This window comes from Glycomyces tritici, assembly GCF_030403505.1.
Window position 1 is genome coordinate 187,889 of sequence record NZ_JAUEMJ010000005.1, and the last position, 23,922, is coordinate 211,810.

Here is a 23,922-nt window from a genome sequence, read left to right on the forward strand (position 1 = left end):
CCCGCCCACCCCGGGGGGGGTTTGGTCAACCCCCCGGGGGGGGCCCGGCCCCGGCGACCTCCCCTCGCCGCGGCCGGGCCCGCCCGCTGCGAGCCGGCCGACCGGCCAGGCGAAAGCTTTTCGGAATGCTACGTTTCGCGGCATGGAACCCCTGAACGTCCAGCACGAAGGCCGCACCCTGCGCGGCACCCTCCACCTCCCGCAGGAGGCCCCCGCACCCGCGGTCGTCCTGTGCCACGGCTTCTCCGGCAACCGGACCGAGTTCGGCCACACCTTCGTGCGCCTGGGCAGGCGCCTGGCCGAACGCGGCGTCGCCGCCTACCGCTTCGACTTCGCCGGCGGCGGCGAATCCGACGGCGAGTACGGCGACATCACCGTCTCCGACCAGGTCTCGCAGGTCCTCGCCGTGCTTGACGCGGTCGGCGCCCACAGCGGCGTCGATGCCGACCGGCTCTCCCTGCTCGGCATGAGCCTCGGCGGCCTGACCGCCTCGCTCGCCGCCGCCAAGCGCCAGGTCCGCTCGCTCGCCCTGTGGGCCCCCGCCGCCATCGCCGTGGACGCCGAAGTCACCAAGCACCGGCAGGCCGTCATCGCCGAGCACGGCTACGACGACTTCGGCGGCACCCCGATCTTCAAGCGCTACGCCGACGACGCCGAGACCATCGACGCGTTCGCCGACGCCCGCGGCCACACCGGCCCCGTACTCCTCGCCGCCGGCTCCGAGGACAACGTCTTCGGCCCCGGCGTCTTCGACGGCTACCACGACCTCTACGAGTCCCAGCTCGAATACCACAAGCTCAACGGCGTCGGCCACGGCTTCGAGACCGTCCCCGCCCGCGAGCACCTGCTCGAACTCACCGAAGCGTTCCTCCTGCGCCACATGTGAGCACGCCCGCTCCCCGGGCCGGAGACCCGGCACGGGGAGCGGCGCTCCCTTACGCGACGGCAGTGCCCTCGAGCTCGACCATCTGGCCGGGGACCGCCAACCGCGCCACCCCGAGCATCGTGGTCGCCGGCGCCGCCTGCGCCGCCCCGAGGCGTGCGGCCAGCACCCCGTAATGCGGGAACAGCAGGTCCACATCCGTCGTGTACACGTTGAGCCGCACGAGGTTCGACAGCGACATTCCCGCCGCGGCGAGCACGGCCTCCAGGTTGTCCAGGCTCAGCGCCAGCTGCGCCGCCATGTCGCCCTCGTGCTGCGGCTTGCCCTCGCCGTCCATCGCGGTCTGGCCCGAGCAGTACAGCGTGCGGGTCTGCCCCGACACCAGCTCGCCCTGGTTGAACCCCAGCGCGAGCGACCAGTCCACCGGGTTGACCGCGGTTCGTTCCATCGCCACAACGGCTCCATTCCATGCACATCGGCGGCACGCTGCCGCCGTGGAACAGAGCCTCGCACCCAATCACGACATCTAGTGTCAGGTATTCCAGTAGAGTTTCCGCATGCGCGCCGATCGCCTGGTCTCCCTGGTCCTCCTCCTGCGCCAGCGCGGCCGGATGACCGCCGAGACCCTCGCCGGGGAACTCGAGGTCTCCACCCGCACCGTGCTGCGCGACATCGAAGCCCTCTCCGCCGCGGGCGTCCCGGTCTACGCCGAACGCGGCCGCCACGGCGGCTTCGCGCTCCTGCCCGGATTCCGGACCGAGCTCACCGGGCTCAACCACGATGAGGCCCTGGCCCTCCTGACCGCCGGTTCGGGGAGCGGCGAGCGAGCCTTCGGCCTGGGCTCGGCGCTGGCGTCGGCCATGCGCAAAGTGGTCGACGCGCTGCCGGAGCGCCACCAGGCCGCGGTGGGGGAGGCGGCCGGGCGGTTCCTGGTCGAACCCGAGACGGACCTGCTCTCGCGGCGGCACACCGCCGAAGCGGTCCCCGAAGCCGTCATGCACGAGGTCCGGCGCGCCGTGCTGGCGGGACGGCGCCTGCGCCTCCACTACGCGGCCAGCGGCGAGGAGCCGCAGTGGCGCACCGTCGACCCCCTCGGCCTGGTCACGGTGCGCGACCGCGCCTACCTGCTGGCCACCCGCTCCGGCGCGGACCGCACCTACCGGCTCTCGCGTTGCCTTGCGGCCGAAGTGCTCACCGAACCGGCCGAGCGGCCGGACCGGCTCGATCTGGACCGGATCTGGCAGGAGCGGTGCGCGCGGTTCCTCGCCGAGGGGCACCTCACCGTGCAGGTCAGGGTCGACCCGGGTCGCCGGGACGACCTCCTGCAGTCGGCGGTGGCCGTGCGCGCGGAGGCCCCCGAGCCGGACGGCCGCGTGCGGCTCGAGGTCACCTACCAGGACGCCGAGCACGCCGAATGGGCGCTGTGGCAGCTCGGGACGGACGCCGAAGCCCTTGCGCCGCAGTCGTTGCGGGATGCGCTGCACGCGCGGGCTGCGGCGCTGGCCGCCTGTTACGGCCGTGTCCACGGTGGGGTGGGTTCTTAATCCGGGTTCAAGCGGGCGGCGACGAAGAGGTGAGGTCGGGGTGCGGTTCGGTGGCGGGGTTGCGGGTTCGTTCGGGGGTGGGCGGGGACTCATGGACGGGGCGTCTTGGCTTGTGGTGCGGTGGGGCCGGGGCGGCGCTCGCGCCCGGGGGCGTCTTGGCTTGCGGTGCGGTGGCGCGGTGGGGCCGGGGTGGCGACTCGCGAACGCGGGCGTCTTTCCTTGCGGCGTAGTGGGACCGGGGCGGAACGTGAGGGTCTTGTACGCCTGTGGGTGATGACGGTCGGGGGCTGTTCGAGGGATACTTGAGTTACGTACAGGGACAGGAAATTTGTACAGGTGTCGGGGCTGGTGTAAGCAGACTAAGCCAAGCCTCTGGCCGAACCGACAAACCGACTTGTTTCGAGGCGCTCAGCCCCCATGGGGGGTTCCAGATCTCATCCCCGTGCCATCGCCCGCAGCTGTCCGCGCCCCCGATGGGCCGTGACTGGGTGGACGATCCTGGTCCGGATCACCCTCACCAGAAGGAAGCACCTCACTCGGAGGCGCTTCAACCCAAGCCAGACCCGCCAGCGCGAACGGCATGTGCCAGGTTGAGCAATTGAGGACTCTGCCCGGCAGTACCGACACGTCCATGGCGAAAGCAAGACCACCACCCCCGTCCGGGCGCCACCATGCGCGCAAGAGGCCCTGCCTCCAGGTCGGGACCCCGGAAGGAGGAAGGAGGGAACGAGCACCAGGAGTCGAATCGCCATCGACCACACCGGTCCCGCAGGCACGAAGGGCACGAACATCCTCCCCGGCAGGTACGGCGTGATCAGGCAACGGCCTCACGCCAAAGCGAAGCGCACCAATGCTTCGCGCAATCAACTACGGCACAGCGAAAGGAGGTGACACGACATGAAGGACGCGGCCATGCCCATGGACCGGCGCAGCGAGAGCCACCGCGGCTTCGGGCCGCTCACTGCAACCCCGAACCACAACCGGCCGGCCATCGCGGTGCCTCGCCACACCACCAGCCAGCCATATTGCGATGCCGTGCGACGACAACGCCAGCCGGTCATCGCCGCCAGCCGCTCCAGGGCCCTCGGCGGGGTCCCAAGTGAGGCCTCTGCGACGGCAGCGGCCCCGGACCTGGCCATACCCTCGTCCTCGCTGATTGCTTTGACCGCCACCGACCACCCACCTGCCGCCATGGCGGCTTCAACGACCCAAGCCTCGGCGGATGGCCCGAGGACGACCGCAACGACGGCAACGCACTCGAACCCGGGCACCCGTTTCACCGTCGTTGACCGCTCTGACTGCCACCAGTCCTCGCGTCGGTGTCCTGCCCCGACCTGGTCCTTGCTGTCGCCGTCGCTGATCGGTTGTAGCCCAAGCAGAATCAAGTCCAGCCAGTTTCAGTCCAGCCCAGGCCAGCCCAGGCCAGCCCAGCCCAGTCCAGCCCAGTCCAGCCCAGTCCAGCCCAGTCCAGCCCAGTTCCATTTCGGTGGTGCAGGACTTGGCGGGCCTTTGGACTGGAGCCGCCGCACAGGACGCGGCGGGTTCAGACCTTGAGTCGGTGCGGCACTTCGAGTCGTCCGTTGTCGATGAGCCAGCGCAACGATTCGAGGACGGCCTGCTCGGGCTCGTACGCCGGGGCGTATCCCAAGCGGGCCTTGGCCTTCTCGATGCTGAAGCACTGGCTTCGGTCGAGGTGCCCCCAGGAGACCTGCGCGTGCTCGGCCGTGGTGGAGGCGCGGAACTCGTCCCAGCTCACCGGCTCGAGGTTCGCGGTGCGGCCGAACCAGGCGGCGGCGATGTCGGCGTAGCCGCGGACGCTGAGCGCGGTGGGCGCGACGATGTTGAAGTCCTCGCCTGCGGCGGCGTCGCGGTGCTCGGCGGCCAGCTGGAAGGCCTGGGCGAGGTCGTCGGCGTGGACGTGGTGCATCGTCTCGGCGCCGCTGCCGGGCACCTGGAGCGGCTTGCCGTCCGCGATGGCCGTCCAGACGTCCGGGTCGAGGTTGCCGAGCGGGCCGATCGGGTGCCAGCCGGGGCCGACGATGTGCCCGGGGTGGATCGAGGTGGTGACGAGGCCGCCGTTCGCGGTCTCCTCCTTGAGCATCCGCGCGATCCGGTCCTTCTGGATCCCGTACTCGTCGAGCGGCGCTTCGGCCCCGCTGCCGCTCTCGTCGATGGGGACCTTGCGGCTCTTGCCGTACCGCCAGATGGAGCCGCAGTGGATCAGGTGCGCGCCGGTGCCGCGCAGGGCCTCCACGAGCGCGGTGGCTGAGGCGAGGGTGAAGCAGACGAGGTCGACGACGACGTCCGGTTCGAGGTCGCGGACCGTGGCGCCGAAGACGCCCTCGGCGTCCTGGCGTTCGCGGTCGGCGACGACCTGGCGCACCTCGGCCCATTCGGGTGCGTCGGCATAGGCGGTGCTGGTGCCGCGGCTGATGTTGACCACGTCGTGCCCGGCGCGGACGAGGCGCGGGACGAGGAAGGTGCCGATGTGGCCGGAGCCGCCGATGACGACGATGCGCATGCTGTGGTTCTCCTATCAGGTCGCGACGCGGCGAAGTGTACCGGTGGCCGGGCGGCCCTGCCAGGGGTTCGGCCGCGGCCCCGGCGTGCTCAGTGTTCGCCGGCCTCGGCGCGGTCGGGGGCCGGCTCCGCCTCGATCCTGGCGCTGGCCTTCATCGACGCCGCGAACGCCAACGCCGCCAGTGCGAGCGCCGCCCCGGTGAGCGCGGTGCCCCGCGGCCCCGCCTGGGAGAGGGTGAGGCCGCCGAGGGACGAGCCGAGGGCGATGCCGATGTTGAACGCGATCGAGTTCCCGGCCGAGGCGGTGTCGGTGCTGCCGGGCGCGAACTCCATGACCCGGTTCTGCAGGGCGGGGATGAGCGCGCCCATCGCGAGCCCGGTGAGCATGATGGTCGCGGCGGCGGCCCAGGGGTCGGTGCCGAACGCGAACATGGCGAGCATGGCGGCGGCGAGCAGGCCGACGGGCAGGATCACGGCCAGCCGCTGGTTCCGGTCGGAGAGGGCGCCGCCCGCGGCGATGCCGCCGAAGTCGGCCAGTCCGCGCGCCAGCAGCAGCGGTCCGAGCAGCGCCGCGGACATCCCGGCGACCACCGTGACGAACGTCGACGTGTACGTGAACGCGGCGAAGAACCCGGCGACCGCGAGCGAGCTGGTGACGAGCACCAGTGTGAACTGGCGGGCGTCCGGGGTGGTGCCGCGCCCGGCGTGCTCGTTGCGGGTCGGCTTGGAGGGCAGGGCGATCACGAGGGTGAGGAGCGCGATCATGCCCAGCCCGGAGAAGGCGAGGAAGGCGGTCTGCCAGTTCGCGGCCTGGCCGAGCCAGGTGCCGGCGGGTACGCCGAGCATCGGTCCGATGGACCCGCCGGTGAAGACCACCGCCATGACGCGCCCGCGAACATGGGCGGGGAACATCCCGGCGGCCACCGGTGCGACGATGCCCCAGAACACGGCCTGGCTGAGTGCGGTCGCCACGCGCGCCGCGAACAGCAGCTCGTACGTGGGGGCGGCGGCCGAGAGCGCGGTCGCGGCGACGAGGACGGCCATGAGCGCGAGGAGCAGCGGGCGGCGAGGCACGTTGGCGACCAGTTTGACCAGCGGCAGCGTGAGTACGGCGACGGTGATGCTGTAGCCGGTGACCAGGAGTCCCACACGGGAGGGCGAGACGTCGAGGTCGGCGGCGATCTCGGAGAGCAGTCCCACGGGGACGGTCTCGACGGTCACGTAGCAGAACGCGGCCACTGCGAGCGCGAGCAGCGCCGCCACCGATCGTCTGTCGAAATCGGACAGTATGGTCATCTGGGTTCACCTCGGTCGCTTCGTGCGCCGTTCGGGGGAACGGTCGGGGGTGCGCCGAACGGGGCCGCTCGAGTGGCCGAGGTGAAGGGGGTCGTGCGTTCGGGGCGGCCTCAGTCTAGGTACGGGATTCCCTCCGGCGCAAGGGGAGGCGGGGCTCGATCGGCCCGGTCCTGTCCGGGGACTGCGGCGCGTCCGCTCGCGGGCGAGCCGGCCACCGCGACGGTGTTCGGTTCAGCCGGTCGCGGTGTCGCGGTCGCGCAGGCCCGAGGACTCGAGGAAGTTCCGCAGCACCATGGCGGCGCCGCCGATCGCCGGGGCCTGGGAGACGTCGTCGGCGAGTTCGACCTGGACGTTGTGGACCTGGCGCATGAAGACGGCGCGGTCGAGCACTTCCTGGATCGCGTCCCGGTAGCGCGGGCCGAGGTCGGCGAAGGCCCGCCCGGCGAGCACGACGCGGCCGACGTCGAACATGTTCACGAGCGAGACGGTGGCGACGGCGAGCACCTGCGCGGAGTCGTCGATGATCGCGGCGGCGTCGGGGTCGCCCGCGAGCGCGGCGCGGCCGATCGCCATGAACGCGTCGAGCTGGTCGCCATCGAGGTCGAGCCGCCCGCTCAGGCCCGGGTGCGCCTGGGCGTTGCGGACCACGGCGTTCGGGCCGCCGACGATCTCGAGGCAGCCGCGGTTGCCGCAGCCGCAGACCTCGCCGAGGGCGTCGACGGAGATATGGCCGAGTTCGACGCCGTTCGAGGTCACGCCGCGGTAGGGGAAGCCGTCGAGGATGACGCCGGAGCCGATGCCGCCGGACATGAACACGACGGCGAAGCTCGAGGACGCGCTGCCCTGCGCCTGGACGCCGAGCCCGGCGGCGGTGGCGTCGTTCTCGATCCGCACCGGGAGCCCGGTGGCCGCCGAGAGCTCGGCGGCGAGGGGGTAGCCGCGCCAGGCGGGGGAGGGGAACTCGGTGAGCAGCACGCCCGCGTCGCGGTCCTGAGGCCCGTGCGTCGCGAGCCCGATGCCGAGCACGCCGTTGCGCGGCACGCCCGAGTCCTGCAGCAGCCCTTCGATCCTCGCGGCGTAGTCGGCGAGCACCGCGCCCGGGTCGCGGTCGCCGGAGCCTGGCATTGCCGTCTGCGCCACCACGCGCCCGGCGAGGTCGACGACGACGCCGAGGGCCGTGTAGCGGTCGAACTGGACGCCGACCATGTGCCGCGCGTCGGGCTGGAGTTCGAGGAGGCGCCGCGGTGTGCCGCGGGCCGAGCGGGCGGTGCCGACCTCGTGGACCATGCCGAGCGCGATGAGCCGCCGCACGGCGTGGGTCATGGTCGCCTGCGTCAGGCCGGTGGCCTCCGCGAGCTCCACGCGGCTGACGGTGGTGCGCTCCCGGATGAGGTCGAGCACCACGGCCAGCGTGGACATCCGCGTGTCCGAGCCGAACGACCTCACTGCGACCTCCTGAGCCTGGCGCGGCCGTCTGCCTGGGGCGACCGATCCGCACCACCATACTTGCCCGGCGCGGACGCACCGAGCGGATTGCCTCGGGGCAGCGGCGCCCGCGACCGGGCGTGGTGCCCGGCGGGGGTACCGCCTCGGCGGCTGCGCACTGGCGCCGAAGCGGCCGTGCGCGCTCCTGCCCGAACGCATTCGTGCATTGACATGAACTACTTCTTGACACGTTTAATTTAACGCGTCAATAATAAACTCGGCGCCCGGCGCGGACGCCACCCCTCCGTCCCGTGGGAACTCCCTCCTCACGGTCCTGAAAGGACAACGATGTCTCTCCAACTCAGAAGGCGCAGTGCCGCTGCGCTGGTCGCGGGAGCGGCCGCGCTCGGCCTGCTCGCGACCGGCTGCTCCTCCGGCGGCTCCGGCGGCAGCGGCGACCCCTCGACGCTCATCGCCTACACCGGCCAGGCCGGCGACTACCAGATCAACTTCAACCCGTTCTCGCCCACGCGGATCGGCGCCCTCGGCACGATCTACGAATCCCTGTTCTTCTACAACAAGGCCGAGGTCGCCGAGCCGGTCCCGCTCCTGGGCACCGAGCAGGCCTGGAACGAGGACGGCACCGAGCTCTCGGTGACGCTGCGCGAGGGCGTCGAGTGGAGCGACGGCGAGGCGTTCACCGCCGACGACGTCGCGTTCACCTTCGGGATGATCAAGGACAACCCCGCCATCAACAACGGCGGCTTCGACGGCGAGGTCGTCGCGGTCGACGACACGCACGTCACCTTCACCTTCGCCGCGCCCGCGTTCGTCAAGGGCCCGGACTTCATGAGCACCCCGATCGTGCCCGAGCACCTGTGGAAGGACGTCAACCCCGCGGAGGACGTCAACGAGGAGCCCGTCGGCACCGGTGCGTACCTGCTCGACGACTTCAAGCCGCAGGCGTTCACCTACAAGTCCAACCCCGACTACTGGGGCGGCGAGCCGAAGGTGAAGCAGATCCGCTTCCTCGCGCTCTCCGGCAACCAGGCCGGCGCCGATGCGATCGCCGCGGGCACCATCGACTGGCAGACCGGCCCGATCCCGGACATCCAGAACACCCACGAGAACTTCCCGAACTACGACGCGTACACGCAGTGGCAGAACCAGATGGTCCTCTCCACCTGCGCCAGCGCCGAGCAGGGATGCGAAGGGCCGCAGACCGACCCGGCCGTGCGCCGCGCGCTGTACTACGCGATGGACCGCACGCAGCTCAACAGCCTCGCGTTCATGGACACCGCCAGCGACATGTCGCCGACCTTCGCGCTGACCCCGAGCCAGGACGAGTACGTGGGCGCCTCGATCGCCGAGCCCACGGTGCCGATGGAGCCGAACGCCGCCGAGGCCGCCTCGATCCTCGAGGGCGCCGGCTGGGCCAAGGGCGACGACGGCATCTACGCCAAGGACGGCGAGCGGCTCTCGCTCACCGTCGAGGTCGTGACCGGCTGGACCGACTACATCACCGCCGTCGACACCATCGCCTCCCAGGCGAAGGAGGCCGGCATCGAAGTGAAGGCCGCGCAGTCCTCCTGGAACGAGTGGACCGAGAAGAAGGGCTCGGGCACCTTCCAGCTGGCCATCGACTCGCTGTGGCAGGGCCCCGCGCCCGACCCGTACTACGTCTACAACTACTTCTTCGTCTCCGGCGTGCCGGTGGGCGAGACCGCGGGCAACAACTACTCGCGCTACGCCAACCCGGTGGTGGACGAGGCGGTCGCGAACCTGGCGCTGCTGTCCCCTGAGGACCCCGCCCGCCAGGCCCAGTTCGACGTGATCCACACGGAGATCGTGCGCGACATGCCGTTCATCCCGATCCTCACCGGCGGCACCACGAGCGTGTGGAACACCGCGAAGTTCACCGGCTGGCCCTCCGACGACGACCTGTACGCCTTCCCGGCGGTCTGGTCGGCGTGGGACGCCGCCGAGATCTTCAAGCACCTCGAGCCGGCCTCCTAGCCGCAGTCGCCCCCGAAGGAGGACTCCGTGAGCTACTTCCTGCGCAAAATCGGCTTCTACGCCATCGCCCTGTGGGCGGCGCTGACGCTGAACTTCGCGATCCCGCGGATGCTGCCGGGCAACCCGGTCGACATCCTGCTCGCCAAGCTCCAGCAGCGCGGCGGCGCGGTCAGCCCCGAGACCAGGAAGGCGTACGCGCTCCTCCTCGGGGGCGACGACTCGAGGCCACTGTGGACGCAATACTGGGACTACCTCGGCAACATGTTCCGAGGGGACCTGGGCGTCTCGGTGAGCTACTACCCGGCCCCCGTCTCGGAGGTCATCAGCCAGTCGATCCCGTGGACGGTGGTGCTCGTCGGCCTCTCGACGATCATCGCCGCCGTCCTCGGGGTCGCGCTCGGCGCGTTCGTCGGCTGGAAGCCGGGCACCTGGCTCGACTCCCTCATCCCCGCCACGACGCTCCTCGCGGCCGTGCCGTACTTCTGGCTCGCGCTGCTCCTCACCTACCTGCTCGCCCGCGTCCTCGGCTGGTTCCCCATGCAGGGCGGCTACGACGTGGTGCTCACCCCCGGCTGGAACTGGGAGTTCATCGCCTCCGCGATCCAGTACGGCTTCCTGCCCGCGCTCACGATCGTGCTCGCCTCCATCGGCGGCTGGCTCCTGGGCATGCGCAACATGATGGTCTCCACCTTGTCCGAGGACTACATCCTCACGGCCGAGGCCAAAGGCCTGACCCCGCGCAAGATCCTGCGCTCCTACGCCTCCCGCAACGCCGTCCTGCCCTCCGTGGCCGGGTTCGCACTCTCCCTCGGCTTCGTCGTCACCGGCTCGGTGATCACCGAGCAGGTGTTCTCCTACCCGGGCATCGGCAACCGGCTCCTCGGCGCCGTCCAGAACAACGACTACGCGCTCATGCAGGGCGTGTTCCTCTTCATCACCCTCGCCGTCCTCGGCGCCAACCTCGTGGTCGACCTCCTCTACGGCGTCATCGACCCGCGCACCCGCGCCCGGAACTGAAGGGAGACCGCCGTGACCAACCCATCGACCGCCCCCGCAGCGGGCGACAACGCCGAACTGCTGGCCGAGGCCGCCGCCGAGACCGGCAGGGCCCCGCGCTCGGGCTGGCGGATGCTCCTGCCCACCATGACGCCCTGGCTCGCCGTCGGCCTCATCCTCGTCGGCGGCATCACCCTCTTCGGCCTCGTCGGCCCCTACCTCGTGGGCGACCCGACCGAGATCCGCGACCAGGGCCTCACCGCGCCCACGGGCGAATTCATCCTCGGCACCACCCAGACCGGCCAGGACGTGATGGCCCAACTCGCCTACGCGACAAGGGGATCGCTCCAGATCGGCTTCATCGTCGGCGTGCTCGCCACGATCCTCTCCGCGTTCTTCGGCATCTACGGCGCCTACCGGGGCCGGATCGTCGACGAGGCGTTCTCCCTCTTCACCAACGTCGCCCTGGTCATCCCGGGCCTGCCGCTGGTCATCGTGATCTCCGGCTTCGTGCCCCGCGAGAGCCGCGGACTGTGGACGATCGCGCTGGTCCTCGCCATCACCAGCTGGGCCGGCTCGGCCCGGGTGCTGCGCGCCCAGACCCTCTCGGTGCGCAACCGCGACTACGTGGCCGCCTCCCAGGTCTCCGGCGAGCGGCCCTGGCGCGTCATCGTGGTCGAGATCCTGCCGAACCTGCTGCCGGTCATCGCCTCGCAGTTCGTGTTCGCCGTCATCTCCGCGCTCCTGGGCGAGGCCGGACTCTCCTTCATCGGCCTCGGCGCCTCCAACTCCTCCACCCTCGGCACCATGCTCTTCTACGCCCAGAACGGCTTCGCGCTCCCGCTCGGCGCCTGGTGGTGGTTCGTCCCGCCCGGCCTCGTGATCGCCCTGTTCGGCATGGGCCTAGCCCTCATCAACTTCTCCATCGACGAGATCATCAACCCCAAGCTCAAGAACACCCGCCTGCACCGCAAACGCGCCCGCCGCGCGCTCCGCCTCGAACGCGAACTCGCCCGCACCGGGCGCAAGGCGCCCCGCCAGGCACCCCGGAAGGCCGCGCCGCGCAACGAGGAGACCGTCCGATGAAGACCGCCGAACCCGTGCTCACCGTCGAAGACCTCACCGTCGTCTACGAGACCGAGGAGCCGATCACCGCCGTCAAGAACGCCGACCTCACCCTCCACCGCGGCGAGATCCTCGGCCTCGCCGGCGAATCCGGCTGCGGCAAGACGACCCTCGCCTACGCCGTCAACCGCCTCCACCGCCCGCCGGCGCGCATCGCCTCCGGCCGCATCACCTTCCACGGCGATGAAGGCGACATCGACATCCTCGCCCTCGAGGACGCCGGGCTCCGCGCCTTCCGCTGGGAGCGGCTCTCCATGGTCTTCCAAGGCGCCATGAACGCCCTCAACCCCGTCACCACCGTCCGCGCGCAACTCAAGGACACCCTCCTCGCCCACCGGCCCCGCATGTCCCGCAAGGAGATCCGCGACCGCTCCGAGGACGTCCTCACCCGCGTCGGCGTCGACCCCCGCCGCCTGGCCTCCTACCCGCACGAACTCTCCGGCGGCATGCGCCAGCGCGTCATGATCGCCATGGCCATGCTCCTGGAACCGCAGATCATGATCATGGACGAACCCACCACCGCACTCGACGTCGTCGTCCAGCGCGACATCCTCCGCGAGATCGTGCGCCTGCGCGACGAACTCGACTTCGCCGTCATCTTCATCACCCACGACCTGCCGCTCCTGCTCGAGATCTCCGACCGCATCGCCGTGATGCTCGAAGGCGAGATCGTCGAACTCGAAGCGGCCGACCGCCTCTACCGCGACGCGCGCCACCCCTACACGCGGAAGCTCCTCGGCTCCTTCCCGAGCCTCTCGGGGGAGCGCGGCGCGTTCATCCGCACCGGCATCGACGAGACCAGCGCAGACGAGACCACCGAAACCGCGGAGGAGCGAGCATGACCAGCGTCAAGATCACCGACCTCGTCAAGGACTACACGCTCCGGTCAGGACTCAAGCGCACCCGCCTGCGCGCCGTCGACCACGTGAGCCTCGAACTCGCCCCCGGCCGCACCGTCGCCCTCGTCGGCGAGTCCGGCTCCGGCAAGTCCACCATCGCGAAGATCCTCACCCGCATGGAACGCCCCACCTCCGGCACCGTGGAGGTCCTGCTCGACGACGGCACCCCCGTCTCGAACGGCCACTACCGCCGCGAAGTGCAGATGGTCTTCCAGGACCCCTTCGCCTCCCTCAACCCGTTCCACTCCATCGAGCACCACATCGCCCGGCCCCTGAAGATCCACGGCCGCACCAAGACCCAGGACGAGACCCGCAAGCGGGTCCTCGAGATGCTCGAACGCGTCAACCTCACCCCGGCCGAGGCCATCGCGCCCCGCCGCCCGCACGAGCTCTCCGGCGGCCAGCGCCAGCGCGTCGCCATCGCCCGGGCCCTCGCCCCGGGCGCGCAGGTCCTGATCGCCGACGAACCGGTGTCCATGCTGGACGTCTCGATCCGCCTCGGCGTGCTCAACCTCCTCGGCCGCCTCCAGCGCGAAGACCGGCTCGCGGTCCTCTACATCACCCACGACCTCGCCACCGCACGCCACTTCTCCGACGAGATCGTCGTGCTCTACCGCGGCCGGGTCGTCGAACGCGGCCCCTCCGACGCCGTGATCCTCGACCCGCACCACGACTACACGAAGCTGCTCGCGCTGGCCGCCCCCGACCCGGAGCGGCCCGGCCGCGTGACCTCGGAGGCCGCCGTGGACCGCAAGGCGATCGACAACAGCACCTGCTACGACCACTTCGCCGGCGAATGGCGCGAGGCCGCCGCGGGCACGCGGACCGCCGTGCGCGCCGACTGAACCCCAATCGCACCGAACCGCCCCTCACGAAGCCCGCCCATCGACCATGAGGAGTCACCGTGACCCACCCGCCGTATTTCCGCGCGCTCCACGAGGGGTGGACGCTGACCGCCGCCGACCTCGCCGCCGATGTCCCCGAGGCGGTGGCCGCGCCGCTCGCGGACGGCATCCCGGCCGCCGTTCCCGGTGAGGCCCATCTGGACCTGCTGCGGGCGGGGCTCATAGCTGATCCGTTCGACGGGGACAACGAGTCCGCGCAGCAGTGGATCGGCGACACCGCCTGGCGGTTCTCGACCGAGTTCGACTGGACCGACGACGGCTCGGCCCGCCACGACCTGGTCGCGCACGGCCTGGACACCGTGGCGACCTTGTCGCTCAACGGGATCGAGATCGGCAGCACCGAGAACCAGCACCGCGGCTACCGCTGGGACGTGCGGAAGGCGCTGCGCGAGGGCGCGAACACCCTCACCGTCACCTTCGCGGCCCCCGTCCCGGAGGCGGTAGCCCGCGCCGAGCGCGACGGCGCGCTGCCGCACACCAACCACCACGAGTACAACCAGCTGCGGAAGATGGCCTGCTCGTTCGGGTGGGACTGGGGCGTCGACGTCGCCGGGGCCGGGATCTGGAAGCCGATCGGCCTCGAATCCTGGTCGGGCGCACGGGTCGCCGCCGTCCGGCCCCTGGTCGACGTGCTCGCGAACGCCGAGGGCGGCCACGACGGCGTCCTCACCGTCCACCTCGAGGTCGAGCGCGCGGCGGGCGACGAGGACGTGGAGGCCCTGGTCGTCGTCACCGGCCCCGACGGCCGTCCCCTCGAGACCGCCGCGACCGTCCCCGCCGGCCAGAACGCCGTCGCGGTCGTCTCTGACGTGCCCGACGTGCGCCGCTGGTGGCCCGTCGGCTACGGCGACCAGCCGCTGTACAAGGTGGACATCGAAGTGGGGTACGGGATCTGGCACGGCCGGGTCGGCTTCCGCACCGTCGAACTCGACACCGCGCCGGACGAAGCGGGCGCGCCGTTCCACCTGAAGGTCAACGGCGAGCGCGTCCTCGTGCGCGGCGCGAACTGGATCCCCGACCACGCCTTCCTCACCGAGATCGACCGCGACCGGTACGCGCTGCGCGTCGCGGACGCGCTCGAGGCGAACATCAACCTGCTGCGCGTGTGGGGCGGCGGGATCTACGAGTCCGACGACCTGTACGACCTCGCCGACGAGCACGGCCTGCTCATGTGGCAGGACTTCCTGTTCGCCTGCGCCGCGTACAGCGAGGACGACCCGCTGCGCACCGAGATCGAGGCCGAGGTCCGCGAGAACGTCACCAGGCTCAGCCCGCACCCCTCGCTCGTCCTGTGGAACGGCAACAACGAGAACACCTGGGGCTCGGTCGACTGGAACTGGGCGCACCGCCTCGGCGGCCGCGGCTGGGGCGACGCCTACTACAGCGGGCTGCTCCCGGACATCGTCGCCGAGCTCGACCCGACCCGCCCGTACTCGCCCGCGAGCCCGCACTCCTTCGGCGACTACCGCCACCCGAACGACGAGCGGTACGGCACGATGCACGTCTGGGACGTGTGGAACCGCGTGGACTACAAGGTGTACGCCGACTACCGGCCCCGCTTCGTCGCCGAGTTCGGCTTCCAGTCCCCGCCCGCGTGGTCGACCCTCACCGCCGTGGTGCACGACGAGCCGCTCGACCCGTTCGGCGCGGAGATGCTCGTGCACCAGAAGGCCAACCGCGGCAACGAGAAGCTCGAACGCGGCTGGCAGGGTCACCTGCCCGACCCGCAGTCCATCGAGGACTGGCACTGGACGACGCAGCTCAACCAGGCGCACGCGATCCGCTTCGGCGTCGAGCACTACCGGTCGCTCACGCCGCACAACACGGGCACGATCATGTGGCAGCTCAACGACAACTGGCCGGTGGTCTCCTGGGCCGCGGTCGACTTCGCGGGCCACCGCAAGCCGCTGTGGCACGCGCTGCGCGACTCCTACGCGCCGCGCCTGGCGACGCTCCAGCCGCGCCCGTCGGCGGAGGCCTTCGCGAACGCCTGGGAGGGCGTCGTGCCCGAGTTCGACCAGCTCGCGCTGGTCCTCGTGAACGACAAGGAAGAGGCGTACACCGGGTCGTTCACCCTGACCCGCGAGGCCTTCGACGGCACTGTCCTCGCCAAGGCCGTGGTCGACGCCAGTGTCGACCCCCGCGACGGCGCCACGATCGTCGTGCCGGCCGAGGTCGCGGCGTACACCGATCCGCGGACGGAGTTCATCCGCGCCGAAGGGGACGGCTTCGCGCCCGCGTTCCACTACGGCGCCGAAGTGGTCGACCAGGACCTGGACCCGCGCCCGTTCATCGTGCAGGCCGAGGCGGCCGCGGGCGGCTGCGTGCTGCGCGTGGCCGCGACCTCGCTGGTGCGGGACCTGTACTGCCACGCGGACAAGGTCGACCCGGCCGCCCGCGCCGAGCAGGGGATGCTGACGCTCCGCGCCGGGGAGTCGGCCGAGATCCGCGTCCGCTCGGCCTCCGGTGATCCGGCCGCGTTCGCCGGGGTCCTGCGCTGCGCGAACGACCTGCGCTGAGGGCGGCCGGCATGCGAAGCGCCGCTTCGCATGCCGGCCGCCGGCGTTCACTCCTGGGGCTGCCAGGCGCGCATCGTGGCCGGGTCGACCGGGACCGAGATGTGCTCGTGCGTGATCAGCCACTCGCCTTCGATGCGGCGCAGGCAGACCGTGGACCGCACCAGTATCGAGCGCAGGGTGCCGTCCTTCACGGTCCCGGTGTCGCGGTGGATCATGTGCGCGTAGGCGAGGTCCTCACCGGCCTCGACGGTGAGCTCGTGCGTCTCGAGGTCGATCGGGCCCTCGTACTCGCCGAACCACCGCTCGAAGTTGGCGCGCACGGCCTCCCGGCCGGTGATCCGCAGCGGCGGGACGACGTCGACGTACACGATGTCGGGGGAGTAGAGCGACATGAGCCGCTCCGCGTCCTTGTCGCGGCTGCATGCGGCGCGGACCTCCAAGAGCGCCCTCACTTCGGCTTCGCTGGTGTGCATCGCGGCTCCATTCCTGTGGCGGTTTCACTGGTACCGGTCTGACCGTGCGCTCCTCGCGAATGTGAGGCGCCGCGGCGGACCTCACATTCGCGCGGGCTGCACGGTCGAACCAGTACGGACGAACCACGGGCAGCGAAAGGGGCACCATGACGGACCGAAACGACCCGGGACTGGAAGCGGTCATGGGGGAGCGGCAGCGGCTCCTCGGCCTGGCGTACCGGCTCCTCGGCTCGCTCTCCGAGGCCGAGGACGCCGTGCAGGAGACTTACGTCCGCTGGTACTCGATGCCGCCCGAAGGGCGGGCGGCGGTCGAGTCGGTGGGCGCCTGGCTGACCACCGTGGCCGGCCGCATCTGCCTCAACCAGCTGGGTTCCGCCCGCGCCAGGCGCGAACGCTATGTGGGCGAGTGGATCCCGGAGCCGCTCCCGGGCGGCGAATGGCTCGGCGGGCGATCGGGCGCGGCCCCGGCCGACCCCGCCGACCGCGTCACGCTCGACGAATCGGTGAGCATGGCCTTCCTCGTCGTGCTCGAGGCGATGACCCCGGCCGAGCGGGTCGCGTTCGTCCTCCACGACGTCTTCCGCTACCCCTTCAGCGAGGTCGCGGCCATCGTCGGCCGGTCCCCGGCCGCGTGCCGCCAGCTCGCCTCCTCGGCCCGCCGCCGGATCGGCGACGCCGGGCCGCCGGTCGAACCGGACGCCCGGCAGGCCGACACCGTCCGGGACTTCAAGCGCGCGTGGGAGTCCCGGGACATGACCGCGCTCGTGGACCTGCTCGACCCGAACGCCCTCGCCGCCGGGGACGGCGGCGGGCTCGTCAAAGCGACCCTCCACCCGCTCGAAGGCGCCGAGCCGATAGCCGCCTACCTGGTGTCCCTCGCGGACAAGCTGACCGGTCAGGACCTGGTGGAGGCCACGGTCAACGGCCGGCCCGGCCTCGTGATGCGGGAGGGCGGCGCGGTCGCGGCCGTGTTCGCGTTCGCGACCGCGAACGGCAGGATCACGCGGCTGTGGGGCGTGCGGAATCCAGAGAAGCTGCGGTCGTGGCGAGCGGCGGCGTGAGCGCCTGATCCAGGTCCGCGATGAGGTCTTCGGGCGCTTCGAGGCCGATCGAGAGCCTGACCAGACTCGCGGCCGGGCGCGCGTGGGCCGCGACCGGCCGGTGCGTCAGCGCGGCCGGGTGCTGGATCAGCGAGTCGACGCCGCCGAGCGACACCGCGTGCGTGAACAGCCGCACCGCGGCGGTGACGTGCGCGGCCTGCTCGTAGCCGCCGCGCAGGTCGACCGCGATCATCGCGCCGGTGCCGCGCATCTGCCGCCCCAGCAGCCCCTTCGGGTCGCCGTCGCTCCCCGGGTAGTGGACGCGGGCGACGCCCGGATGGCGCTCGAGCCAGGCGGCGACGCGCTGCGCGCCCTCCTGCTGGGCCCGCACCCGGATCGGCAGCGTCGTCAGTCCCCTGTGGAGCAGATACGCCCCGAGGGGGTGGAGCAGCCCGCCCGTGACCGCCCGCACCCGCCGCAGCGCCGCCGCGGTCGCCTCGCCGCAGGCGATCACCCCGGCGACCACGTCGCCGTGCCCGCCGAGGTACTTCGTGGCGCTGTGCAGGACCATCGCGGCCCCGAAATCCACCGGGTTCTGCAGCACCGGCGTCGCGAACGTGTTGTCCACCAGCACCGGGACGCCCTGGGCCGCTTCGACCACCGCGCCGATGTCCACCAGCTCGAGCGTCGGGTTCGCCGGCGTCTCGAGCACGACCATCGCCGTGTCGGACCGGATCGCGCCCGCGACCTCCTCGGCCGCACAGAACGTCGTCTCGGTCCCGAGCAGCCCCGAGGACAGGAGATGGTCGGTCCCGCCGTACAGCGGGCGGACCGCCACGATGTGCCGTCCCTGGCCGCCCGCGAGGATCGCGGCGGTCATCGCGGCCATTCCCGAGGAGAACGCCACTGCGGCCTCCGCGTGCTCCAACCGGGCCAGCGCCGTCTCGAACCGCGCCACGGTCGGATTCCACAGGCGCTGGTAGACCGATCCGCCTTCGGCGGTCGGCGTCCCGCCGTTCGCCATGGCCTCGTAGGAGAGGCCGCCCGCCTCGATGCCGGGCAGGGGGTTCGTCGAGGACAGGTCGATGGGGAGCGCGTGCACGCCGAGTGCCGCCAGGTCCTCGCGGCCGGCGTGGACCGCGACGGTGTCGAATTGCAGTCGAGGCGAGTTCATGCCCAGAATGTAGGCTGAACCACAACAACCCGCAATACTTGCTGCAGGAACCAGCAGTGAGTGCGGAAATCCATGAAGAAACAGCGATCGAGGCGGGCATGGCGGACGAGCGGCCGAAGAAAACACAACCCCAGTCCGGGACGCTGGACGGCACCGACCTGGCGATCCTCGCCGCGCTCGTCGAGGACGGCCGCATGACGAACGCCGCGCTCGCGGCCCGCGCGGGCGTCGCCGAGTCGACCTGCGCCTACCGCCTGCGGGCGCTGCGCGAATCCGGCGTCCTCACCCGCATCGCCGCGCAGCTCGACCCCGAGGCCTTCGGCCGCCCGCTCCACGCGATCATCAAGGTGCGCTTGGGAAGCCACAGCCGCGAGCATGTCCACAGCCTCTACGACCGGCTGGTCGAACTGCCCGGGGTGATGACGGTCTTCCATGTCGGCGGCGACGACGACTTCCTCCTGCACGTGGCCGTAGCCGGGCCCGAGGCGCTGCGCGACCTCATCCTCGAGCACGTCACCGCCCACGCCGTGGTGCGCCAGACCGAGACGCAGCTGGTCTTCGAGGTGCGCGAAGGCCGCGGCGTCCTGCCCCGCTTACCGGCCGGGATGTCGGTCCGGGATGCGATCCTGAATTCCCAGCCATCAAGGAGGACGCGCACATGGGCAAGGTGATCTGCGGGATCTCGATCTCGGCCGACGGCTACGCGGCCGGGCTCAACCAGACCGAGGAGCGCCCGTTCGGCGACGACGGCGGCGAGGGCACCGGCGAGCGGCTGCACGCCTGGATGTTCAACACCCCCGAGGAGAACCCCGAGGAGATCGCCCAGATGACCTCCTCGAAGGCGTTCATCATGGGCCGCAACATGTTCGGACCCATCCGAGGCGAATGGGACCGCGAGTGGAACGGCTGGTGGGGCCCCAACCCGCCCTTCCACGCCCCGGTCTTCGTGCTCACCCACCACGCGCGCGAGCCGCAGCCGATGGACGGCGGCACCACCTACACCTTCGTCACCGACGGCATCGAATCCGCACTGGCGCAGGCGCGCGAGGCCGCCGGCGACGGCGAGATCCACGTCATGGGCGGAGCGACCACCGTCAACCAGTATCTTGCCGCCGGGCTGATCGACGAGCTGCGGCTCCACATCGTCCCGATCACGATCGGCGCGGGTCCGCGCCTCTTCGACGGCGTCCCGCCGCTGCGCCTGGAGCAGGTGAGCGTCCGCGCCGCGACCGCGGTGACCCACGTGACCTACCGCGTCCGCAACTGACGCCGCCTACTCGCCGACCTTCCGCACGCGCGTCGTCTCGGCCGAGACCGGTTCCCCGTCCCGGCCGAGCGCCCGCAGCTCGGCGACCTCGCGGCCCCGCCCGTCGACGAGGACCGAGTGCGCCTCGCCCGCCGCGAACGCGTGGCGCTGGCCCCATTGCCGCAGGGCCACAACGGCGGTGAAGAGGTCCTGTCCGGCCGGAGTGAGCCGGTAGGTGTGGCTGCGGGCGTCGGTGCCGGGGCTCTTGGCGAGGATGCCGTGCTCCACGAGGCGGCGGAGCCGGTCGGTGAGGATGTTGCGGGCGATGCCGAGCCCTTGGCGGAACTCGGTGAACGTGGTCGCCCCGTCCATCGCGTCGCGCACGATGAGCAGACTCCACCGGTCGCCGACCAGGTCGACGGCGCGGGCGACCGGGCAGGCCGGATCGCTCCAGTCCCCGCCCGCGGTGAGTGTGACGTCCACCGAGACCCCTCCCAGATGAGTTGCATTCTGCAACCATTATGCCCTACGCTCCAATCGGTTGCAAAATGAAACCTATTGGAGGCAGTCGTGACCCCAGGCCTGACCGGCGGGCAGCGCACCGTGCTCGCACTCGTATGCGCGGCAGCGGTGTCCACCGTCTACGGCATCCAGCCCGTGCTCGAGACCGCGGGCGACGACCTCGGCCTGAGCCCCGGGACGCTCGGCTGGCTCGTCGCCGCCGGGCAGATCGGCTACCTCGCCGGGCTCGTGCTCCTCGTACCGCTCGGCGACCGATACGACCGCCGCCGCCTCATCACCGTCCACCTGCTCCTCACCGCCGCCGGCGCGGGCCTCGCCGCCGCCGCACCCGGCGCCTGGGCCGCGATCGCAGGCCTCGCCCTGGCCGGACTGTTCGCCGTGGTCGTCCAGACGGCCGTCGCCTACGCCGCCGCGGCCTCGCCGCCGGGCGAACGCGGCCGCAACATCGGCGCGGTCACCTCTGGCGTGGTCATCGGCATCCTCGGCGTGCGGGTCATCGCGGGCGCGCTGGGCGACCTGACCGACTGGCGCACGGTCTATCTCGTGCTCGCCGCACTCTGCGCGGCCCTCGCGCTCACCGCCCGGCTCACCCTGAAGCCCGACCCGGCCCGCCCCGGCGTCCGGTACGCCGATCTGCTCGCCTCCTTGGGCCGCTTGGTCATCGGCGACCGGCTCCTCCGCAGCCGCGGCCTGGTCGCGTTCTTCCTCTTCGCCTCGTTCGGCACCCTGTGGAGCGGTCTCGCGCTCCCGCTCGGCGACGAGCCCTGGAACCTGGGCACCACCGCGATCGGCCTGTTCGGCCTCGCCGGACTCACCGGAGCTCTCGGCGCGGCCCGCGCCGGACGCTGGGCCGACCGCGGACTCGCCCACCCGGTCACCGTCCGGTCCCTCGCCCTGCTCGCCGCCTCGTGGCTCCTCATCGCCCAAGCTGGAACATCACTGTGGACACTGATCGCGGGCATCGTCGTCCTCGACTTCGCGGTGCAGTCCGCCCACGTGAGCAGCCAGCACCTGCTCACCACCGCCCGCCCGGACCAGAGCAGCGCCGTCATCGGCGCCTACATGGCCTGCTACTCGCTCGGCTCCGCACTCGGCGCGGTCACCACCGCCTGGGCCTACAGCGCCGCGGGTTGGACCGCCGCCGGCATCCTCGGCGCGACGTACGCACTGCTCGGCCTCCTCGTCGCGGCCGCGACCCGAAAGGCCGCCCTCGCGGTGCCCGTCGCGTTAGAGCGCCGGGATCACCCTGGTGGTGACCAGGCCGATGTCGCGCATGAACCGTTCGAGTGCGATCGCGGCGATGCCCTCCATCCCGCACGACGGCGAGAGCTCGATCTCGAGATCGGCCGCCGCGTCGCCGGGGGAGTCCTCACGGACGCGGCGCCGGACGATCGGCGCGACGCGCTCGCGCCACGTCGGCCATGCGGCCCAGCCGGTCAGGGCGATGACCTCCGGGTTGAGGATGGCGACGAGATCGGCGAGCGCGGCACCGAGGTAGTGGGCGCTGCGATCGATCACGGCGACGGCGGCAGGGTCGCCTGCCTCGGCGGCGTCGGCGAGGGCCGCGATGAGGTCGAACCCTTCGGGGCCTTCGGCGTCCTCGGGCTCGGCGGCGAGCGGGTGGTCCGGCGCGGTTTCGGCGAGGGTCCGCCGGATGCCCGGGACGCCCACGTAGGCCTCGACGCAGCCCATGCGGCCGCACTGGCACTGGCGCCCTTCGAATGCGAGCAGGCTGTGGCCCCATTCGCCCGCCGCGTTCGTGGCGCCGCGAACGATCGCGCCGTCCTGGATGATGCCCGCGCCCACCCCGAACCCGAGGCTGACGGTGACCGCGTTCGCGACCCGTCGCCCGGCGCCGAGCCACAGCTCCGCGGTCGCGATGGCCTTCAGCGGATTGTCGACCACGACCGGGAGGCCGAGCGTGTCGCGCACGCGGTCGAGGTGGAGCCAGATCGCGTCCGGCGCCGTCGCGGCCTTCACCGGGCGCTGCATGCCGCCGGGCAGCAGGATGCCGACGCCGATGACGTCCTCGCGTTTCGCCTGCGCGCGTTCGAGAGCGGTGTCGAGCGTGCGGTCGATCCAGGCGATGATCCCGTCGGCCTCCGCAACGGATTCGTCGGAGACCGCCTCGACCGTCGTGAGTTCTCCGAGCGCCGCGTCGAACACGGTCGCCTCCAAGTACCGGTCCTCCAGGTAGAAGCCGACCACCCGGCCCCGGTCGGCGTTGAGCCGCAGACCGGTCGTGGGTCGGCCGATGCCGCCGCCCAGCAGCCTGGACTCGGTGACGATCCCGTACTTGAGCAGGTCCTGGACGATCGTGGAGACCGTCCCGAGGCTCAGCCCCGTGGCCTCGGCGAGCCCGTTCCGGGACGCCTCGCCCGCCGCGAGCAGGGCGCGCACGACTACGAGCCGCGATTCGCTGCGGATATCGCGTGAAGTGAGCCGGACGCCGGCCATGAGCACTCCCAGATCTCGCCGAAGATTCGGCCTCGAAGACCGACAAGGGCATCCACCCCGATTCGGGCCCGCGAAAGCGCGCGAAGCCGCGTCGAACCTATCGCAGGCGCCCGCCCGCGAACCCGCGAACGGAGCGAACGTGACCTACGGGCCCCCGGCCCAGGTGCGCCGACGACTGGATGCCGCGCGAACCGGCCGTGCCCTTCGCTGAACCCCGATGTCGCTGGGGCGCAGTACAGTGCGAAGAGAGCGCCTACACCCTACCGAAAGGCCCTCCCATGGCGACTGACTCCTCCGGCGGGACGGACGCGCTTCTCGCCCTCTACACGACCGACCGCGAGAAGCTCTCCACGCTCGCGGGCGAGCGCCTCGCGCTCGTCGCCGTCCAGGTCACGTACCTCGGACTCGCCATCATCGCCCTCGGCGGCCAGCGGCCCATCGGCGGCGAGTGGGTCGCGGCCTTCAGCGCGGCGCCGCTGTGGTTCATGCACGCGCAGCACCAGATCCTCGTCGCGGCGGCCCTCAGCCGGTCCCGCTCGGTGCTGCTGCTGGAGCGGCACGTCGTGAACCGCGCGGGTCTGCCTGCGAGCGAGCGCGAGGACATCGGGCACCGCGCGGCCGTCACGATCCGCGAACTGACGGGCCGGTACCGCATCTTCAAGCTGCAGATCTTCATCGCCTTCGGCGGCATCGCCGCGGCCCTGCTCTCGTTCACCGTGTACGCGCTGGTGGTGGCCGCCGCGAGCTCGTCCTGGACATCACTGCCGGTCCTGCTCGCGATCCTGTTCTACGGCGGGTTCGCCGCCGTGGCGACGATCGGCTGGACCCGCACCGTCCAATTGCAGCTCGACAACGGGCGGCTGGACGAGCGGTCGGACTGAA

Annotated in this window: 20 protein-coding genes and 1 pseudogene; 13 read left to right on the forward strand and 8 right to left on the reverse strand. The window is 71.4% G+C overall.

All coding sequences use genetic code 11. The annotated features are described in order from the left end of the window. Positions 1 to 142: 142 nt before the first annotated feature. Positions 143 to 886: an alpha/beta hydrolase family protein gene (locus tag QWI33_RS17720; protein WP_289958475.1), complete on the forward strand. Its 744-nt coding sequence runs from the start codon at positions 143 to 145 to the stop codon at positions 884 to 886. Between the two features lie 49 nt (positions 887 to 935). Here QWI33_RS17720 and QWI33_RS17725 read toward each other — a convergent pair whose 3' ends face one another. After that, entirely contained in the window at positions 936 to 1,331 is a 396-nt protein-coding gene (locus QWI33_RS17725; protein ID WP_289958476.1) for a RidA family protein, read from the reverse strand. A gap of 109 nt (positions 1,332 to 1,440) precedes the next feature. On the opposite strand from QWI33_RS17725, the gene QWI33_RS17730 reads away from it, so the two are divergent. Beyond that, a complete protein-coding gene (locus tag QWI33_RS17730; protein ID WP_289958477.1) occupies positions 1,441 to 2,427 on the forward strand; it encodes a helix-turn-helix transcriptional regulator in 987 nt (328 codons plus the stop codon). A gap of 1,543 nt (positions 2,428 to 3,970) precedes the next feature. Here QWI33_RS17730 and QWI33_RS17735 read toward each other — a convergent pair. From QWI33_RS17735 to QWI33_RS17745, 3 genes are all read right to left on the reverse strand, one after another. Then, the gene (locus QWI33_RS17735) at positions 3,971 to 4,948 is read right to left on the reverse strand and encodes an NAD-dependent epimerase/dehydratase family protein (protein ID WP_289958478.1); all 978 of its coding nucleotides are present in this window, start codon (positions 4,946 to 4,948) and stop codon (positions 3,971 to 3,973) included. An 89-nt stretch (positions 4,949 to 5,037) separates the two neighbouring features. Continuing rightward, a complete protein-coding gene (locus tag QWI33_RS17740) occupies positions 5,038 to 6,243 on the reverse strand; it encodes an MFS transporter (RefSeq protein ID WP_289958479.1) in 1,206 nt (401 codons plus the stop codon). A gap of 231 nt (positions 6,244 to 6,474) precedes the next feature. Then, on the reverse strand, positions 6,475 to 7,689 hold the full coding sequence (locus tag QWI33_RS17745) for an ROK family transcriptional regulator (RefSeq protein WP_289958480.1): 1,215 nt from the start codon (positions 7,687 to 7,689) through the stop codon (positions 6,475 to 6,477). Positions 7,690 to 8,016: 327 nt separating this feature from the next. Between QWI33_RS17745 and QWI33_RS17750 the strand changes: the two genes are divergently transcribed. Genes QWI33_RS17750 through QWI33_RS17775 form a run of 6 tightly spaced genes read left to right on the forward strand, consistent with a single transcriptional unit; the run spans position 8,017 to position 16,128 of the window. Next, complete coding sequence (locus QWI33_RS17750) at positions 8,017 to 9,684, forward strand: ABC transporter substrate-binding protein (protein WP_289958481.1); 1,668 nt, start codon at positions 8,017 to 8,019, stop codon at positions 9,682 to 9,684. A gap of 27 nt (positions 9,685 to 9,711) precedes the next feature. After that, on the forward strand, positions 9,712 to 10,701 hold the full coding sequence (locus tag QWI33_RS17755) for an ABC transporter permease (RefSeq protein ID WP_270113529.1): 990 nt from the start codon (positions 9,712 to 9,714) through the stop codon (positions 10,699 to 10,701). A gap of 12 nt (positions 10,702 to 10,713) precedes the next feature. Then, positions 10,714 to 11,766 (forward strand): ABC transporter permease, encoded by a 1,053-nt coding sequence (locus QWI33_RS17760; RefSeq protein WP_289958482.1) that lies wholly within the window; start codon positions 10,714 to 10,716, stop codon positions 11,764 to 11,766. Beyond that, positions 11,763 to 12,647, forward strand: coding sequence for an ABC transporter ATP-binding protein (locus QWI33_RS17765; RefSeq protein WP_289958483.1), 885 nt, complete (start codon positions 11,763 to 11,765; stop codon positions 12,645 to 12,647). The genes QWI33_RS17760 and QWI33_RS17765 overlap by 4 nt, the downstream gene beginning before the upstream one ends. Beyond that, positions 12,644 to 13,549, forward strand: coding sequence for an ABC transporter ATP-binding protein (locus tag QWI33_RS17770; protein ID WP_289958484.1), 906 nt, complete (start codon positions 12,644 to 12,646; stop codon positions 13,547 to 13,549). Before QWI33_RS17765 ends, QWI33_RS17770 begins: the two co-directional genes overlap by 4 nt. Positions 13,550 to 13,608: 59 nt before the next feature. After that, entirely contained in the window at positions 13,609 to 16,128 is a 2,520-nt protein-coding gene (locus QWI33_RS17775; protein ID WP_289958485.1) for a glycoside hydrolase family 2 protein, read from the forward strand. A 47-nt stretch (positions 16,129 to 16,175) separates the two neighbouring features. Here QWI33_RS17775 and QWI33_RS17780 read toward each other — a convergent pair whose 3' ends face one another. Then, the gene (locus QWI33_RS17780; protein WP_289958486.1) at positions 16,176 to 16,601 is read right to left on the reverse strand and encodes a YybH family protein; all 426 of its coding nucleotides are present in this window, start codon (positions 16,599 to 16,601) and stop codon (positions 16,176 to 16,178) included. Between the two features lie 146 nt (positions 16,602 to 16,747). On the opposite strand from QWI33_RS17780, the gene sigJ reads away from it, so the two are divergent. Continuing rightward, positions 16,748 to 17,662, forward strand: a complete 915-nt coding sequence (gene sigJ, locus QWI33_RS17785; RefSeq protein WP_289958487.1) for an RNA polymerase sigma factor SigJ — start codon at positions 16,748 to 16,750, stop codon at positions 17,660 to 17,662. On the opposite strand, the gene QWI33_RS17790 is transcribed toward sigJ, so the two are convergent. After that, the gene (locus tag QWI33_RS17790; RefSeq protein WP_289958488.1) at positions 17,601 to 18,815 is read right to left on the reverse strand and encodes a trans-sulfuration enzyme family protein; all 1,215 of its coding nucleotides are present in this window, start codon (positions 18,813 to 18,815) and stop codon (positions 17,601 to 17,603) included. The genes sigJ and QWI33_RS17790 overlap by 62 nt on opposite strands. Positions 18,816 to 18,871: 56 nt before the next feature. Between QWI33_RS17790 and QWI33_RS17795 the strand changes: the two genes are divergently transcribed. Both QWI33_RS17795 and QWI33_RS17800 read left to right on the forward strand, forming a co-directional pair. Further along, positions 18,872 to 19,486, forward strand: a complete 615-nt coding sequence (locus QWI33_RS17795) for an Lrp/AsnC family transcriptional regulator (RefSeq protein ID WP_289958489.1) — start codon at positions 18,872 to 18,874, stop codon at positions 19,484 to 19,486. Then, a complete protein-coding gene (locus QWI33_RS17800; RefSeq protein WP_289958490.1) occupies positions 19,474 to 20,082 on the forward strand; it encodes a dihydrofolate reductase family protein in 609 nt (202 codons plus the stop codon). The genes QWI33_RS17795 and QWI33_RS17800 overlap by 13 nt, the downstream gene beginning before the upstream one ends. Positions 20,083 to 20,088: 6 nt before the next feature. On the opposite strand, the gene QWI33_RS17805 is transcribed toward QWI33_RS17800, so the two are convergent. Next, positions 20,089 to 20,544: a winged helix-turn-helix transcriptional regulator gene (locus tag QWI33_RS17805; protein WP_289958491.1), complete on the reverse strand. Its 456-nt coding sequence runs from the start codon at positions 20,542 to 20,544 to the stop codon at positions 20,089 to 20,091. Between the two features lie 87 nt (positions 20,545 to 20,631). Between QWI33_RS17805 and QWI33_RS17810 the strand changes: the two are divergent. After that, positions 20,632 to 21,786: pseudogene (locus QWI33_RS17810) on the forward strand (MFS transporter); the annotation flags it as partial. Between the two features lie 24 nt (positions 21,787 to 21,810). Here the strand turns inward: QWI33_RS17810 and QWI33_RS17815 are convergent. After that, positions 21,811 to 23,040, reverse strand: a complete 1,230-nt coding sequence (locus QWI33_RS17815) for an ROK family transcriptional regulator (RefSeq protein WP_289958492.1) — start codon at positions 23,038 to 23,040, stop codon at positions 21,811 to 21,813. A gap of 278 nt (positions 23,041 to 23,318) precedes the next feature. On the opposite strand from QWI33_RS17815, the gene QWI33_RS17820 reads away from it, so the two are divergent. Beyond that, the gene (locus QWI33_RS17820; protein WP_289958493.1) at positions 23,319 to 23,921 is read left to right on the forward strand and encodes a hypothetical protein; all 603 of its coding nucleotides are present in this window, start codon (positions 23,319 to 23,321) and stop codon (positions 23,919 to 23,921) included. Position 23,922 lies beyond the last annotated feature (1 nt).

Bases quoted from the DNA above. Each gene is read 5' to 3' on its own strand.
- QWI33_RS17800 (WP_289958490.1), top strand. From the start codon at position 19,474: ATGGGCAAGGTGATCTGCGGGATCTCGATCTCGGCCGACGGCTACGCG.
- sigJ (WP_289958487.1), top strand. From the start codon at position 16,748: ATGACGGACCGAAACGACCCGGGACTGGAAGCGGTCATGGGGGAGCGG.
- QWI33_RS17740 (WP_289958479.1), bottom strand. From the start codon at position 6,243: ATGACCATACTGTCCGATTTCGACAGACGATCGGTGGCGGCGCTGCTC.
- QWI33_RS17770 (WP_289958484.1), top strand. From the start codon at position 12,644: ATGACCAGCGTCAAGATCACCGACCTCGTCAAGGACTACACGCTCCGG.
- QWI33_RS17750 (WP_289958481.1), top strand. From the start codon at position 8,017: ATGTCTCTCCAACTCAGAAGGCGCAGTGCCGCTGCGCTGGTCGCGGGA.
- QWI33_RS17765 (WP_289958483.1), top strand. From the start codon at position 11,763: ATGAAGACCGCCGAACCCGTGCTCACCGTCGAAGACCTCACCGTCGTC.
- QWI33_RS17725 (WP_289958476.1), bottom strand. From the start codon at position 1,331: ATGGAACGAACCGCGGTCAACCCGGTGGACTGGTCGCTCGCGCTGGGG.
- QWI33_RS17790 (WP_289958488.1), bottom strand. From the start codon at position 18,815: ATGAACTCGCCTCGACTGCAATTCGACACCGTCGCGGTCCACGCCGGC.
- QWI33_RS17815 (WP_289958492.1), bottom strand. From the start codon at position 23,040: ATGGCCGGCGTCCGGCTCACTTCACGCGATATCCGCAGCGAATCGCGG.
- QWI33_RS17730 (WP_289958477.1), top strand. From the start codon at position 1,441: ATGCGCGCCGATCGCCTGGTCTCCCTGGTCCTCCTCCTGCGCCAGCGC.
- QWI33_RS17720 (WP_289958475.1), top strand. From the start codon at position 143: ATGGAACCCCTGAACGTCCAGCACGAAGGCCGCACCCTGCGCGGCACC.
- QWI33_RS17735 (WP_289958478.1), bottom strand. From the start codon at position 4,948: ATGCGCATCGTCGTCATCGGCGGCTCCGGCCACATCGGCACCTTCCTC.
- QWI33_RS17820 (WP_289958493.1), top strand. From the start codon at position 23,319: ATGGCGACTGACTCCTCCGGCGGGACGGACGCGCTTCTCGCCCTCTAC.
- QWI33_RS17780 (WP_289958486.1), bottom strand. From the start codon at position 16,601: ATGCACACCAGCGAAGCCGAAGTGAGGGCGCTCTTGGAGGTCCGCGCC.